The 14,294-nt window shown below is 43.3% G+C and carries 12 protein-coding genes; all 12 read left to right on the top strand.

Features of this window, described 5'->3' with window-relative positions:
• Nucleotides 1-429: 429 nt before the first annotated feature.
• The 12 genes from rpoN to rnr all read left to right on the top strand — a co-directional run bounded on the left by rpoN (nucleotide 430) and on the right by rnr (nucleotide 14,236).
• Nucleotides 430-1,770: an RNA polymerase factor sigma-54 gene (rpoN, locus tag PQ478_RS18670; RefSeq protein WP_289235134.1), complete on the top strand. Its 1,341-nt coding sequence runs from the start codon at nucleotides 430-432 to the stop codon at nucleotides 1,768-1,770.
• Nucleotides 1,771-1,787: 17 nt separating this feature from the next.
• A complete protein-coding gene (locus tag PQ478_RS18665; RefSeq protein ID WP_289235133.1) occupies nucleotides 1,788-2,045 on the top strand; it encodes a glutaredoxin family protein in 258 nt (85 codons plus the stop codon).
• Between the two features lie 155 nt (nucleotides 2,046-2,200).
• On the top strand, nucleotides 2,201-3,220 hold the full coding sequence (locus PQ478_RS18660; protein ID WP_075684017.1) for a sugar-binding transcriptional regulator: 1,020 nt from the start codon (nucleotides 2,201-2,203) through the stop codon (nucleotides 3,218-3,220).
• Between the two features lie 124 nt (nucleotides 3,221-3,344).
• Complete coding sequence (gene gap, locus PQ478_RS18655) at nucleotides 3,345-4,352, top strand: type I glyceraldehyde-3-phosphate dehydrogenase (protein WP_012960393.1); 1,008 nt, start codon at nucleotides 3,345-3,347, stop codon at nucleotides 4,350-4,352.
• A gap of 96 nt (nucleotides 4,353-4,448) precedes the next feature.
• Nucleotides 4,449-5,630, top strand: coding sequence for a phosphoglycerate kinase (locus PQ478_RS18650; protein ID WP_289235132.1), 1,182 nt, complete (start codon nucleotides 4,449-4,451; stop codon nucleotides 5,628-5,630).
• A 21-nt stretch (nucleotides 5,631-5,651) separates the two neighbouring features.
• Nucleotides 5,652-6,407, top strand: coding sequence for a triose-phosphate isomerase (tpiA, locus tag PQ478_RS18645; RefSeq protein ID WP_012960391.1), 756 nt, complete (start codon nucleotides 5,652-5,654; stop codon nucleotides 6,405-6,407).
• On the top strand, nucleotides 6,404-7,933 hold the full coding sequence (gpmI, locus tag PQ478_RS18640; protein ID WP_289235131.1) for a 2,3-bisphosphoglycerate-independent phosphoglycerate mutase: 1,530 nt from the start codon (nucleotides 6,404-6,406) through the stop codon (nucleotides 7,931-7,933). Before tpiA ends, gpmI begins: the two co-directional genes overlap by 4 nt.
• Before the next feature lie 21 nt (nucleotides 7,934-7,954).
• A complete protein-coding gene (gene eno, locus PQ478_RS18635) occupies nucleotides 7,955-9,244 on the top strand; it encodes a phosphopyruvate hydratase (RefSeq protein ID WP_289235130.1) in 1,290 nt (429 codons plus the stop codon).
• A 741-nt stretch (nucleotides 9,245-9,985) separates the two neighbouring features.
• Nucleotides 9,986-10,216: a preprotein translocase subunit SecG gene (gene secG, locus PQ478_RS18630; protein ID WP_031311686.1), complete on the top strand. Its 231-nt coding sequence runs from the start codon at nucleotides 9,986-9,988 to the stop codon at nucleotides 10,214-10,216.
• A 136-nt stretch (nucleotides 10,217-10,352) separates the two neighbouring features.
• Nucleotides 10,353-11,096, top strand: coding sequence for an alpha/beta hydrolase (locus tag PQ478_RS18625; protein WP_012960387.1), 744 nt, complete (start codon nucleotides 10,353-10,355; stop codon nucleotides 11,094-11,096).
• Nucleotides 11,077-11,817: an alpha/beta hydrolase gene (locus tag PQ478_RS18620; RefSeq protein WP_289235129.1), complete on the top strand. Its 741-nt coding sequence runs from the start codon at nucleotides 11,077-11,079 to the stop codon at nucleotides 11,815-11,817. Before PQ478_RS18625 ends, PQ478_RS18620 begins: the two co-directional genes overlap by 20 nt.
• A gap of 43 nt (nucleotides 11,818-11,860) precedes the next feature.
• On the top strand, nucleotides 11,861-14,236 hold the full coding sequence (gene rnr / locus PQ478_RS18615; RefSeq protein ID WP_289235128.1) for a ribonuclease R: 2,376 nt from the start codon (nucleotides 11,861-11,863) through the stop codon (nucleotides 14,234-14,236).
• The last annotated feature ends 58 nt before the right edge of the window (nucleotides 14,237-14,294 follow it).

Raw genomic sequence — 14,294 nt, 5'->3', positions numbered from 1 at the left:
TGCCTCCTCTATTACATACTATTCCCTATGTTGGTGCTTAAACCCTTCTTACATCATAGCCGAATTTAAAGTAGTTCAAACGTGAAATGCTCCTGGTGGCATTAAAGGGAGTTCGAAAGCCGCTTCTCATTGCCAAAGCTCCACCACCTTCATACCTAAACGAGCCAAATTCACTTTTCGTGTCTAGTTTCGACGTCTATTCGCTCGAGGTTCTTTCCGTCCGTCAAACGAAGTCAAGGCCGGACTTCTAATTGCCGGCCATCAAGACTAGTCGCTCATAAACGAGACGTCTCAACTTTTCTGTAGTATAATGGCTTTAGTTGGTCTGATTTTTATTTGTATTCATACTATTTTAGTAAGCGCTTACAATGCGGCTCACATATCTGGTTTTTATGGTATGATACTTTTACGGAAGGAAGGAGGAAGTTTATGCAGTTTGGTCTTTTTCAACAGCAGACAACAACATTAATTATGACGCAGCAGCTGCGCCAGGCGATTAATTTGTTGCAGTACTCCACAACAGACTTGTCCGCCTTCATACACGAACAGGCACTTGAGAATCCATTAATTGACTTACAAGATCAAGCTTCTATGCAAGCGGGGAGCGAATCTTCATATATAGGGGCATCGGCACCGAGGTCCGGTAGCACTAGAAAGAGTGAAGACGAGGCATCGCCTATTGACTATGCCCTTGTTGACCATAAAAGTTTGAGCGAGCACTTAGTTTCCCAAGCTGGGGAGATTGCGTTATCGGAAGAACTTGAGCGTCAGCTTCATTATTTTATTTTCAGCTTGAGAGAAGACGGCTACTTTTGCCGCCCGTTTGAAGAGGTGTGCAGTGATTTAGCGATCTCGACAGAAGAGGGAGAAGATGTTTTACGTATTTTGCAAAGCTTTGAGCCTGCCGGGATAGGTGCTAGATCTCTTTCAGAATGTCTTCTTTTGCAGCTTAAGCACCTTTCAAATAAAGCGCCATTGGCTGAAATCATCGTTTCCCGGCATATGGAGGATCTTGCCTCTAAAAAATGGAAGACTCTTGCGGCTGAATTAGATGTGACAATGAGCGATATCCAAGATGTGTACGACTTAATTCAAACACTAGATCCGCGTCCCGGCACCCAGTACTCAGGAGAGCCGACGAATTATTTAATTCCAGACCTGTCTATTACATGGAAGAACGGCGAGTTATTCGTGCAGTTAATTGATGACTCCTTGCCGCCAATCCGGCTTAACCGTGATTATGAACAGCTTCTGCATCGTTCGAATCAAGCGGAAGCGACTGAATATGCTAAGCAAAAATATCAGCAGATTCAATGGCTCCTAAAAAGTATTGAACAGCGTCAACAGACGATTAAAAAAGTAGCCGAAGCGATCGTTCGTCATCAACGCGATTTCTTTGAATCAAAAAGTGGGGTATTGAAGCCGCTGACACTAAAGGATATTGCTGAAGAAATTGATATGCATGAGTCCACTGTCAGCCGTGCAACCACTCATAAATACGCGCAGACACCGCGCGGGCTGTATGAGCTGAAAGCATTCTTTACATCAAGTGTGAAGAACGGCTTCGGGGAATCGACCTCAAGCCAATCAATCAAAGAGTTGATTAAAGAGTTGATTGCAAATGAATCAAAGCAAAAGCCATTATCAGACCAAAAAATTGTCACATGGCTTGAGAGTGAAAAAGGAATCACTGTTTCTCGCCGTGCGATTGCAAAATACAGAGATGAGCTTGGCATTCCGTCTTCCTCAAAGCGCAAGAGGTATGAATAGGAGATGAATAGTGACACATGCTACACGTAGTAATGTATTCGAAAGAACAATGTCCGCTTTGTGATAAAGGGGAACAGGTTCTCAAAGAACTAAAGGATGAGCTTCCTTTTGAGTTATCCGTAGTGGATATTTACAAAGATGATGATCTGCTGTTGAAATATCAAATTATGATTCCAGTCGCAGCAGTAGAAACAGAAGAGGGAATCGAAGAACTTGATTACGGGCAATTATCAAAAGAAAAAATAAGAAAACGTTTACTTCAGATAATTGGGTAAATATCGCTTGTAACGAGATCATATCCTTGTTAAAATGAACGTGAAGATGAGGATTTGATCTTTTTTTACCCATATCGGGACGTAAAATGACTGCGCGGGACGCAAAATAACCCGATAGGAATTTTATGTGAGTAACGAATGAGGAGTTTTGTGTGATGCGAGTATTATTAGATATTCAGCAAAAATTATTACCAGACTTGCTCGATGTTATGGTAAAACGTTTCAAAATTCTCCAGTACATTCGTTTGATGCAGCCGATTGGTAGAAGAAGTTTATCCACAAATCTGCAAATGTCAGAGCGAGTGCTGAGAACAGAAGTGACGTTTTTAAAAGACCAAGGCCTCGTTCACTTTGCTACATCAGGAATGACAGTTACACCTTCTGGAGAGGCGCTGTTTTATCAGCTGGAAGATGTAATGAAAGAATTGCTTGGTCTAAGAAATCTTGAAGAGCAAGTAGAGCATAAGCTTGGTGTGAAAAAGGTATTAGTTGTCGCTGGAAATAGTGATCAAGACCATTGGGTAAAGCATGAGCTTGGACGTGCGAGTGTGGCTGAATTAAAAGCCAAACGCGAACCAAGTGATGTCATTGCTGTAATGGGAGGGACGACACTAGCCGCTGTTGCTGAAATGATGACGCCTGATGCTGGAATGCGGGATGTTACATTTGTGCCGGCACGCGGCGGGTTAGGAGAGAACGTAGAAAATCAAGCCAATACAATCAGCGCCGAGCTTGCAACAAGAGCAGGGGCTCAGTACAGGCTGCTTCACGTTCCTGACCAATTAAGTGAAGAAGCTTATTCTTCTCTTGTATTAGAGCCTTCAATCGGGGATATCCTAAAGCTGATTAAATCAGCCCGTGTGGTTATTCATGGAATAGGTGAAGCCAATACAATGGCGTCACGCCGAGGATCTAAGAGCACGTTTATCGAGAAGATTGAGCGGGAACAAGCGGTAGCAGAAGCATTTGGCTACTACTTTAACCGTGAAGGGGACATTATTCACAAACAGCGTACGATCGGCCTGCAGCTTGATGAATTAGATAACAAGTATGTGATAAGCGTTGCTGGGGGAGAATCTAAGGCAGAGGCCATCTCTGCATACATGAAATACCGCCCAAGCGATGTGCTGATTACAGATGAATCTGCAGCAAGACGATTGCTTGAAATTGAGTAAAGCATAATCGAGTAAACATAATGATGGTAGATAAAAGGGTAACGCCCTTTTTGATATAGATAGGATGCTAGTTACTTTAGTATTTCTTATCAAAAACTTACTTACTACTAGGAGGAATTTTATCATGGCAACAAAAATTGGTATTAACGGTTTTGGTCGTATTGGACGTAACGTATTCCGTGCAGCATTAAATAATCCGAACGTTGAGGTTGTAGCAATCAATGACCTTACAGATGCAAACATGCTTGCACACCTTCTAAAGTATGATTCAGTACACGGTGTACTTGATGTAGAAATCGAAGTAAAAGACAACGCATTAGTTGTAAACGGAAAAGAAATCAACGTATCTGCTGAGCGTAACCCAGCTGAGCTTGCTTGGGGAGATCGTGGAGTAGAAGTCGTAGTAGAATCAACTGGTTTCTTCACTAAGCGTGAAGATGCAGCGAAACACATCGAAGCTGGCGCTAAGAAAGTAATCATCTCAGCTCCTGCATCTGATGAAGATATCACAGTTGTTATGGGTGTTAACGAAGACAAGTACGATGCAGGAAGCCACCATGTTATCTCTAACGCATCATGTACAACAAACTGTCTTGCACCATTTGCAAAAGTTCTTAACGACAAATTCGGTATCCGCCGCGGTATGATGACAACAGTTCACTCATATACAAATGATCAGCAAATTCTTGACCTTCCGCACAAAGACTACCGTCGTGCTCGTGCGGCAGCAGAGAACATCATTCCTACAACAACAGGTGCTGCTAAAGCAGTTGCATTAGTATTACCTGAACTTAAGGGTAAATTAAACGGTGGTGCTATGCGTGTTCCTACACCAAACGTATCACTAGTTGACCTTGTAGCTGAACTTGATCAAGAAGTAACAGCTGAAGATGTAAATGCAGCATTCAAAGAAGCGTCTGAAGGTGCTCTAAACGGAGTTCTAGCATACAGCGAAGAGCCGCTTGTATCTGGTGACTACAATGGTAACCCTGCTTCTTCTACAATTGATGCATTATCAACAATGGTTATGGAAGGCAACATGGTTAAAGTCATCTCTTGGTATGACAACGAATCAGGTTATTCACACCGTGTTGTAGATCTTGTTGAATACATCGCTAAACAAGGACTATAATCAAATAAGATAGCAATGGGGGAGGAGAGTATGAGTACTAACTCCCCTTTCCGCTGTCAAGTATAGAGAGTAGAATGTGACTGGAGGTCCGATCTAATGAACAAAAAAACCGTTCGCGACATTGATCTTAAGGGAAAAAAGGTATTTTGCCGTGTGGACTTTAATGTTCCGATGAAAGATGGCGAAATCACTGATGAGACTCGTATTCGTGCAGCACTTCCTACGATTGAGTTCTTAGTAGAAAAAGGGGCAAAAGTAATTCTTGCAAGCCACCTTGGCCGTCCTAAAGGCGAGGTAGTAGAAGAGCTTCGTTTAACACCAGTTGCCGCTCGTCTTGGAGAACTTCTTGGTAAAGAGGTTAAAAAAGTAGACGAAGCGCATGGTGCAGAAGCAGAAGCCGCTGCAAACAGCCTGCAAGATGGTGATGTGTTATTGCTTGAGAATGTTCGTTTCTATGCTGGTGAGGAGAAGAATGATCCAGAACTAGCTAAGGCATTTGCAAGCCTTGCTGATGTGTATGTGAATGATGCATTTGGCGCAGCTCACCGTGCTCACGCTTCAACAGAAGGAATTGCGAAACACATTCCTGCAGTTGCCGGCCTTCTTATGGAAAAAGAACTTGATGTACTTGGCAAAGCATTATCTAACCCTGAGCGTCCTTTCACAGCGATTATCGGCGGTGCGAAAGTAAAAGATAAAATCGGTGTGATTGATAATCTTCTAGAAAAAGTAGACAACTTAATCATTGGCGGAGGGCTTGCTTACACATTCGTCAAAGCTCAAGGTCATGAAGTAGGGAAGTCGCTTCTAGAAGAAGATAAGATTGACTTAGCTCAGTCATTTATGGATAAGGCGAAAGAAAAAGGCGTGAAATTCTACATGCCAGAAGATGTGGTTGTCGCTGATGATTTCTCAGAAGAGGCAAATACAGAGGTAGTAGATATTGATTCGATTCCAGCTGATTGGGAAGCGCTAGATATCGGACCAAAAACACGTGATACATATCGCAGCGTTATCGAGGAATCGAAGCTTGTGATCTGGAATGGACCAATGGGTGTATTTGAATTAAGCGTATTTGCAAATGGAACAAAGGCAGTAGCTGATGCTCTTGCAACAAGTGATGCTTATTCAGTAATCGGCGGCGGAGATTCTGCTGCAGCTGTTGAGAAATTTGACTTAGCAGATAAGATGAGTCACATTTCTACTGGCGGCGGAGCATCCCTTGAATTCATGGAAGGAAAACAACTTCCGGGAGTCGTTGCATTAAACGAAAAATAATACGAGGACGAGGTGGTTCACATGCGTAAGCCAATTATCGCAGGTAACTGGAAAATGAATAAAACGCTTGGCGAAGCAAAACAATTTGTCCAAGAAGTAAAATCAAACGTTCCTGCTAACAGCGAAGTAGATGCAGTAGTATGCTCACCTGCTTTATTTCTTGAAAGCCTAGTATCTGAAACAAACGGTACAGACCTTAAAGTAGGAGCACAAAATGTACATTTTGAAGAAAATGGCGCATTTACAGGCGAAATCAGCCCTGTTGCTCTAGAAGACATGAACGTAGCTTATGTGATCATTGGTCACTCTGAGCGTCGTGAAATGTTTGCTGAAACAGATGAAACAGTTAATAAAAAAGTACATGCTGCGTTCAAACACAATTTAGTGCCAATCATGTGCTGTGGTGAAACAGACGCAGAGCGTGAAGCTGGAAAAACAAATGATGTTGTTCGCGAGCAAGTAGAAAAAGGTCTTAGCGGCCTGACAGAAGATCAAGTAAAAGAAACTGTTATTGCTTATGAGCCAATCTGGGCAATCGGAACAGGCAAATCTTCTTCAGCAGCAGATGCAAACGAAGTATGTGCCTACATCCGTAAAGTGGTAGCATCTAACTTCTCAGAGGATGCTGCAAATGCAGTACGTATTCAATACGGCGGCAGCGTGAAGCCTGCAAATATTGCAGAGTACATGGCGCAAGCTGATATTGACGGGGCACTTGTTGGCGGAGCTAGTCTTGAGCCAAAATCATTTCTTGAGCTTTTGGAGGCAGGTAAATGAGCAAGAAGCCGGTAGCACTCATTATCCTTGATGGATTCGCCATGCGCGATGAAGTGTTAGGAAATGCAGTGGCACAAGCAAAAAAACCAAACTTTGATCGTTATTGGGACAAGTACCCGCATGCGACACTTGAGGCAGCTGGTGAGGCGGTAGGATTACCTGGGGGCCAAATGGGGAACTCAGAAGTAGGCCACCTAAACATCGGAGCTGGCCGCATTGTCTATCAAAGTTTAACTCGTGTGAACCTTTCTATTCGTGAAGGAGATTTCTTTGAAAACGCAACTTTCCACGAAGCAATCAATCATGTGAAGAGAAAGAATAGCGCACTTCATGTTTATGGGTTATTATCAGATGGTGGTATACACAGTCATATCGATCATCTATTTGCCCTTCTTGAACTAGCAAAACGTGAACAAGTAGAGAAAGTGTACGTTCACGGATTCCTAGACGGACGTGATGTCGGACCAACATCAGCCGAAATTTACATTGAAGCGCTTGAGAAGAAATTAACCGAGCTCGGTACAGGCCAACTTGCCAGCCTGCACGGGCGTTATTATGCGATGGACCGTGATCGTCGCTGGGACCGTGTTGAAAAGTCATATCGCGCAATGGTTTATGGCGAAGGACCAACTTATCAAGATCCGCTCGAGCTGTTAAAAGACAGCTATGAAAACGGAATCCATGATGAGTTCGTCATTCCATCTGTGATGACGAATGAAGACGGTACGCCAGTGGGTACGGTACAAGATGATGACGCGGTGATTTTCTTCAATTTCCGTCCGGATCGTGCGATTCAAATGTCACAAGTATTTACAAACGAAGACTTCCGTGGGTTTGAGCGTGGACCAGCTCATCCAACAGGCGTTCACTATGTGTGTATGACGCACTTTAGTGAGACAGTCGACGGCTATGTGGCGTTTAAACCAACAAACCTAGATAACACATTAGGTGAGGTATTAGCACAGCAAAACTACAAACAATTACGTATCGCCGAAACAGAAAAGTATCCACATGTGACATTTTTCTTCAGCGGCGGACGTGAGGAGCCATTTGAAGGAGAAGAACGTATTTTAATCGATTCTCCAAAAGTGGCAACGTATGACCTTCAGCCTGAAATGAGTGCCTATGAAGTAACGGACGCACTTCTAGCAGACATTGAAGCAGACAAGCACGATGCGATCATCCTTAACTTTGCAAACCCTGATATGGTTGGACACTCAGGCATGCTTGAGCCGACAATTAAGGCTGTAGAAACTGTGGATGAGTGCTTAGGTAAAATAGTCGATGCAATCATTGCTAAAGGCGGAGCGGCTGTCATTACTGCGGACCACGGTAATGCCGATGAAGTCATAACGCTTGATAATAAGCCAATGACTGCGCACACTACAAACCGAGTGCCTGTTATCGTCACACAAGAAGGTCTCACACTACGTGAAGATGGAATTTTAGCTGATTTAGCTCCTACAGTACTTGCCCTACTTGGCGGCTCTCAGCCAAACGAAATGACTGGAAAGAAACTATTTTAAATTTTAAGGAGTGACTACATTATGACAATGATTACAGATGTTTACGCACGCGAAGTCCTTGACTCACGTGGTAATCCTACAGTAGAAGTAGAAGTATATCTTGAGTCTGGTGCGATGGGCCGTGCGCTTGTACCAAGCGGTGCGTCTACTGGTGAATATGAAGCAGTAGAATTACGTGATGGCGGCGAGCGCTACATGGGTAAAGGAGTTATTCAAGCAGTTGATAACGTAAATGACGTTATTGCTCCTGAGCTTATTGGCTTTGACGCTCTAGATCAACTTGGTATCGACCAATTAATGATTGAGCTTGATGGTACGGAAAATAAATCTAAATTAGGCGCTAACGCAATTCTTGGTGTATCTATGGCTGTAGCTCATGCTGCTGCTGAAGCACTTGGTGTACCTTTATACGTATACCTTGGCGGATTCAACGCGAAGCAGCTTCCTGTTCCAATGATGAACATCATCAACGGTGGTGAGCACGCTGATAACAACGTTGATATTCAAGAATTCATGGTTATGCCAATCGGTGCTGAAAACTTCAAAGAAGCATTACGCATGGGTGCTGAAATCTTCCATAACCTAAAAGCTGTTCTTAAAGGCAAAGGCTACAACACAGCTGTAGGTGATGAGGGTGGATTTGCTCCTAACTTATCTTCAAATGAAGAAGCACTTTCAACAATCATTGAAGCAATCGAAAAAGCTGGTTACAAGCCAGGTGAAGAAGTGGTTCTTGCAATGGATGTTGCTGCTTCTGAAATCTACAACAAAGATGACGGTAAATACCATCTTTCTGGCGAAGGTAAAGTTCTTTCTTCAGAAGAAATGGTTTCATTCTATGAAGAGCTTGTTTCTAAATACCCAATCATCTCAATTGAAGATGGCTTAGACGAAAACGACTGGGATGGCTTCAAGCTGTTAACAGATCGTCTTGGCGGTAAAGTACAGCTTGTTGGTGACGATCTATTCGTTACAAACACAACAAAGCTTTCTGAAGGTATTGAAAAAGGGATTGGTAACTCAATCCTAATCAAAGTGAACCAAATTGGTACACTTACTGAGACATTTGAAGCAATCGAAATGGCGAAGCGTGCTGGTTACACAGCAGTTATCTCTCACCGTTCTGGTGAAACAGAAGATGCTACAATCGCTGACATCGCTGTTGCGACAAATGCTGGACAAATCAAAACAGGTGCACCTTCTCGTACAGACCGCGTAGCGAAGTACAATCAACTTCTACGCATCGAAGACGAGCTGGCTAACGTTGCTCAATACGGCGGCCGCAGTGCATTCTACAACTTAAAGAAGTAATAAATCGATGAAAAGGAGCGCATGACGATGCGCTTCTTTTTCTTTTGTAGATTACTTACCAATCTTGAAAAACAAGTACCTTAAACATGGGTTATAGCAAAGTCGTCGCTCCTGAAATATACTTCGCTTTCCGTGGGGAGCCAGTGAGCTTCCTCGGGCTTATGCCCTGTGGGATCTCACTCCTGCTCTAGGTGCCACTGGAGTCTCCGTATATTTCATCCGCTGGGTTACTGCTTTTTGTAATTATTATGTGGAGCGATTTAGTTATACTTTAAAAGCAATTAAACATAAAGTGCCTCAAACAAAGGTTATAGCAAAGTCGTCGCTCCTGAAATATGCTTCGCTTTCCGCGGTGAGCTGCTGAGCTTCCTCGGGCTTATGCCCTGTGGGATCTCAGCCCTGCTTTAGGCACCGCAGGAGTCTTCGCATATTTCATCCGCTGAGTTATTGCTTTCTCCCTGAATCGAGTGGATTGATGTAGTTAATAGGCTCAGTTCTATTCACTAAGTGCTACTTATATTGAGGGAGCACTATACAACCTTCTCGCTCTGTTGATTGGAGCGGAAATCAACAATTATGGCATGGAAAGCCTCAAGCGTAGAATTTACGAGGTAAAGTCCTTATTTTACGTCGCACATCCTTTATTTAGTTATTAATCGATTCTGTAAATAATGTTGTTACAACACTCTTATTTGTGGTAAAGTTATAGAAGCGCATATTGTGCTTGGAGGTGTAGAAGGGGTGCAAACGGTTGCTTTTGTTTTATTAATTATCGTCTCAATCGCGTTAATTGCGGTTGTTCTACTTCAATCTGGACGTAGTGCTGGTTTATCTGGTGCAATCTCTGGTGGAGCAGAACAATTAGTAGGTAAGCAAAAAGCGCGTGGAATTGATGCAGTGTTAAGCCGAGCGACAGTTGTTCTTGCGGTATTGTTCTTTGTCTTAACAATTGCCGTCGCATATTTCATGTAATTACTAAGCAGCGGGTGCGATACCTGCTGCTTCTTTTGTTAGGGAAGCATAAAGATATAGAGAATGTATGGAAAAGAAGATTGTAAAACATGTCAATCGGGTACAATCATAGTAACAGCAGAGAAGGGTGAGAGAGATGATCGGATGCCTCTGTTTGCATGGCTTTACCGGTGAACCGTGGGAAGTGGAGCCTGTGGCCTCTCATTTGCAAAAACAAGGGTGGCTTGTCTATGCCCCAACGCTTCCTGGACACGGACCTAGCGGCAATTTAAAAGACGTTACGTATAAAGAATGGGTGTACATGGCTGAAGTGGCGGTCAAAGAATTATTAGACCGCTGTGAAAAAGTGTATGTGATTGGTTTTTCAATGGGCGGTATGTTAGCCTGTTATATAGCTTCTAAATATCCTGTATCAAAGCTGGTGCTCCTTAGTGCCGCAGCTTATTACTTGAATCCAATGCAGCTGTTGCAAGATTTGAAAGAAGCTGTACGAATGCAGTTTCGCGGTGAGTTAAAGGATGATTTCACTTATAACTTATACCGTAAAAAAGTTCTTGAAACCCCCATGGCTGCGGTTTTTCAATTTATGCAGGCAGTGAAACTGATCCGGCCGTATTTAGCTAAAGTAAATATTCCCACTCTTATTATTCAAGGGGGAAAAGACGGTGTGGTCCCCAAAAAGAGTGCGCAGTATTTATTCGATATGATTACCTCAGAGGAGAAGGAGCTTCGCTTTTTAGAGAAGTCGAATCATATGATCTGCCACGGCTTTGAACGTGACGTATTAATTGAAGTAATTGAAGAATTTTTATTTGACGGAACCGATATAGATTCATTTAAATCAAGAGAGGAAGACGAACATGAAAGTAGTAGCACCTAAGCCATTTACATTTGAAGGAGGGGACCGTGCAGTTCTTCTGTTGCACGGTTTCACTGGAACAACGGCCGATGTGAGAATGATCGGACGCCACTTACAAAAAGAAGGGTACACATGCCACGCCCCTTTATACAAGGGTCACGGAGTTCCTCCTGAAGAGCTTGTTCATACAGGTCCTGAAGATTGGTGGAAGGATGTTGAGGCAGGATATAACTACCTAAAAGAAAAAGGTTATGAAGAAATTGCGGTGTGCGGGCTTTCTCTTGGCGGGGTATTCTCCCTGAAAATCGGGTACACTTTACCTGTAAAGGGTATTGTGCCAATGTGCGCTCCCGTTCGCCCAAAAACAGAGGATGCGATGTATAAAGGCGTTCTAGCCTATGCCCGTGAATATAAAAAGCGTGAACAAAAGTCAGATGATGTGATCAATCAAGAGATGGAGGCATTTAAACCGATGGGAACGCTTAGTGCCCTTGGTGAGTTAATACAAGATGTTCACAATCATCTCGATCATATTTATTCTCCAACTTTTGTGGTGCAGGCTAGGAATGATGAGATGATTGACACCGAAAGTGCAAATATCATCCATGATCAAATCGAATCAGATGAAAAATCATTAAAATGGTATGAGGAATCAGGCCATGTTATTACATTAGATAAAGAAAAAGAACAGCTTCATGAAGATATTCTTCAATTTTTAGAAGGATTAGACTGGACTGTATAGAACAGAACAGGCGGGGCTGTTTGTACCGAAAGGAGATTATAAAATGAATGAAGAACAAATCCAGCAACTGTTGACCTACTTTCGCGACGAAGCCGAGAAGCCCGTTTCTGTAGCTGAGCTTGAAGAGGTTTTTCAAGTAGAAGGTAGCGAGAACTTTAAAGAGCTAGTGAAATCATTAAATGAAATGGAGGCCCGTGGTCTTGTCGTTCGTACAAGAAGCGACCGTTACGGGGTTCCGGAAAAAATGAATCTTGTCAGAGGCCGTGTACAAGGACATGCCAAAGGGTTCGCCTTTATTATCCCTGATATTGAGGGAGAGAAAGATGTGTATGTATCTCAAGCAGACCTTGAAAGTGCGATGAATGGTGATACGGTACTTGTCCGTTTGCACCAGCATTCAAGAGGTGACAGGCCTGAAGGAAAGGTTGTCCGTATTTTAGAACGGGGTGTCACCGATGTAGTGGGGACATACTTAGATCATGATTCATACGGAATGGTTGTAGCTGATGACAAGCGTATTCCAAATGATATTTTAATTCCAAGTACTGCAAATAAAGGTGCTGTTGACGGACATAAAGTCGTCGTATCTATTACGAAGTACCCTGAAGGCCGAATGAGTGCAGAAGGAGAAGTGACGAAAATTCTTGGGCATAAAAATGACCCAGGGATGGACATTCTCTCGATTATTTACAAGCACGGCATTCCGCTTGAATTTACAGATGAGGTGCTTTCGCATGCCAACTCAATTAGTGATGAAATTGATCCAAAAGATATCGAAGGCCGCCGTGATCTCAGAGATGAAGTGATCGTCACGATTGACGGCGCCGATGCGAAAGATTTAGATGATGCGGTTCATGTAAAGCAGCTTAGTAACGGGAACTTCTTACTAGGTGTTCATATCGCTGATGTCAGTCATTATGTCACAGAAGGGTCGCCTATTGATAAGGAAGCGGCTGATCGGGCGACTAGTGTGTATTTAGTAGACCGAGTTGTTCCAATGATTCCGCACCGACTTTCAAATGGAATCTGTAGTTTGAATCCACAAGTGGACCGTTTAACATTGTCGTGTGAAATGGAAATCACGCCTGATGGACAAGTGGTTAACCACGAGATTTTCCAAAGTGTGATTAAAACAACTGAGCGAATGACTTATTCAGACGTGAATAAGATTCTAGTGGATAATGATGAAGAAGTAAAAGCTCGCTATGAGTCCCTTGTTCCAAATTTTGAAGCAATGGAGAAGCTTGCAGCGATTCTTCGCAACAAACGCTTTGAGCGCGGAGCCATTGACTTTGACTTTAAAGAAGCAAAGGTTCTTGTGGATGAAGAAGGAAAAGCAAATGATGTGGTTCTTCGTTCACGCTCTGTAGCTGAGCGTTTAATTGAAGAATTTATGCTGGCAGCGAATGAAACGATTGCTGAGCATTTCCACTGGCTGAAGCTGCCGTTTGTTTATCGTATTCACGAAGACCCGGATGCTGAAAAGCTCACTAAATTCTTAGAGTTTATTACAAACTTCGGCTATGTCGTACGCGGAAATGCCAACACGGTTCATCCACGTGCGTTGCAGAAGCTTTTAGAAGAAGTTCGAGGCGAGCCTGAGGAAACGGTGATCAGTACGGTTATGCTTCGTTCGATGCAGCAAGCAAAATATGACCCGAACAGCTTAGGCCACTTTGGGTTATCGACAGAGTTCTACACACATTTCACATCTCCAATCCGTCGTTATCCGGATTTACTTGTCCACAGATTAATTCGTACGTATTTAATCAAGGGCAATGTCGATGCTGAGACGCAGGAGCATTGGCGTGAAAAGCTGCCAGATCTTACTCGACACGCATCGGAAATGGAGCGTCGTGCGGTGGAGGCAGAACGTGATACCGACAGTGTGAAAAAAGCTCAATATATGGAAGATAAAATTGGTGAAACGTTCCCAGGCATGATCAGCGGTGTGACCAACTTTGGCTTGTTTGTTGAGCTTGAGAACACAATTGAAGGTCTTGTGCATGTCAGCTACTTAACAGATGATTACTATCACTATGATGAGAAGCAATATGCGATGATCGGTGAGCGTACCGGCCAAGTCTTCCGTATTGGAGATGAAATTGAAGTACGTGTGCTCAATGTTAATGTCGACGAAGCTTCAATTGATTTTGAAGTAGTAGGCATGAAGCCGCGTAAACCGCGAGAAGGCCGCGGCCGTCCGAAAGTCATTGAAGGCGGTAAACGAAAAAAACGCGCAGGTCAAGGCGGCGAAGAAGGCGACCGTAGACGAGGCGGGCGCAGTAAAAAAGGAAACAGCAAAGGGCTTAATTTAAGCGAGGGCGGTAATGGTTCTAGTAAGAAGAAAAAGAAACGTGCTTTTTATGAGAATGCGCCAAGTGTGAAGCGTAAAAAAGGACGTAAGAAAAAACGTTAACACTCATGCAGGCTGTCTATTTAAGTAGACAGCCTTTCCTTTTATTACAGAGATGACT

The sequence above is a fragment of the Alkalihalophilus pseudofirmus genome, from assembly GCF_029094545.1.
GTDB classification, from domain to species: Bacteria; Bacillota; Bacilli; order Bacillales; family Bacillaceae_D; genus Alkalihalophilus; species Alkalihalophilus pseudofirmus.
The sequence above is the reverse complement of the archived record's forward strand: the minus strand, read 5'-3'. Positions and strand labels throughout refer to the sequence as shown.

Coding starts and splice junctions, on each gene's coding strand:
- PQ478_RS18625 (WP_012960387.1), top strand. CDS start 10,353: ATGATCGGATGCCTCTGTTTGCATGGCTTTACCGGTGAACCGTGGGAA.
- rnr (WP_289235128.1), top strand. CDS start 11,861: ATGAATGAAGAACAAATCCAGCAACTGTTGACCTACTTTCGCGACGAA.
- PQ478_RS18660 (WP_075684017.1), top strand. CDS start 2,201: ATGCGAGTATTATTAGATATTCAGCAAAAATTATTACCAGACTTGCTC.
- PQ478_RS18650 (WP_289235132.1), top strand. CDS start 4,449: ATGAACAAAAAAACCGTTCGCGACATTGATCTTAAGGGAAAAAAGGTA.
- rpoN (WP_289235134.1), top strand. CDS start 430: ATGCAGTTTGGTCTTTTTCAACAGCAGACAACAACATTAATTATGACG.
- eno (WP_289235130.1), top strand. CDS start 7,955: ATGACAATGATTACAGATGTTTACGCACGCGAAGTCCTTGACTCACGT.
- PQ478_RS18620 (WP_289235129.1), top strand. CDS start 11,077: ATGAAAGTAGTAGCACCTAAGCCATTTACATTTGAAGGAGGGGACCGT.
- gap (WP_012960393.1), top strand. CDS start 3,345: ATGGCAACAAAAATTGGTATTAACGGTTTTGGTCGTATTGGACGTAAC.
- tpiA (WP_012960391.1), top strand. CDS start 5,652: ATGCGTAAGCCAATTATCGCAGGTAACTGGAAAATGAATAAAACGCTT.
- PQ478_RS18665 (WP_289235133.1), top strand. CDS start 1,788: ATGCTACACGTAGTAATGTATTCGAAAGAACAATGTCCGCTTTGTGAT.
- gpmI (WP_289235131.1), top strand. CDS start 6,404: ATGAGCAAGAAGCCGGTAGCACTCATTATCCTTGATGGATTCGCCATG.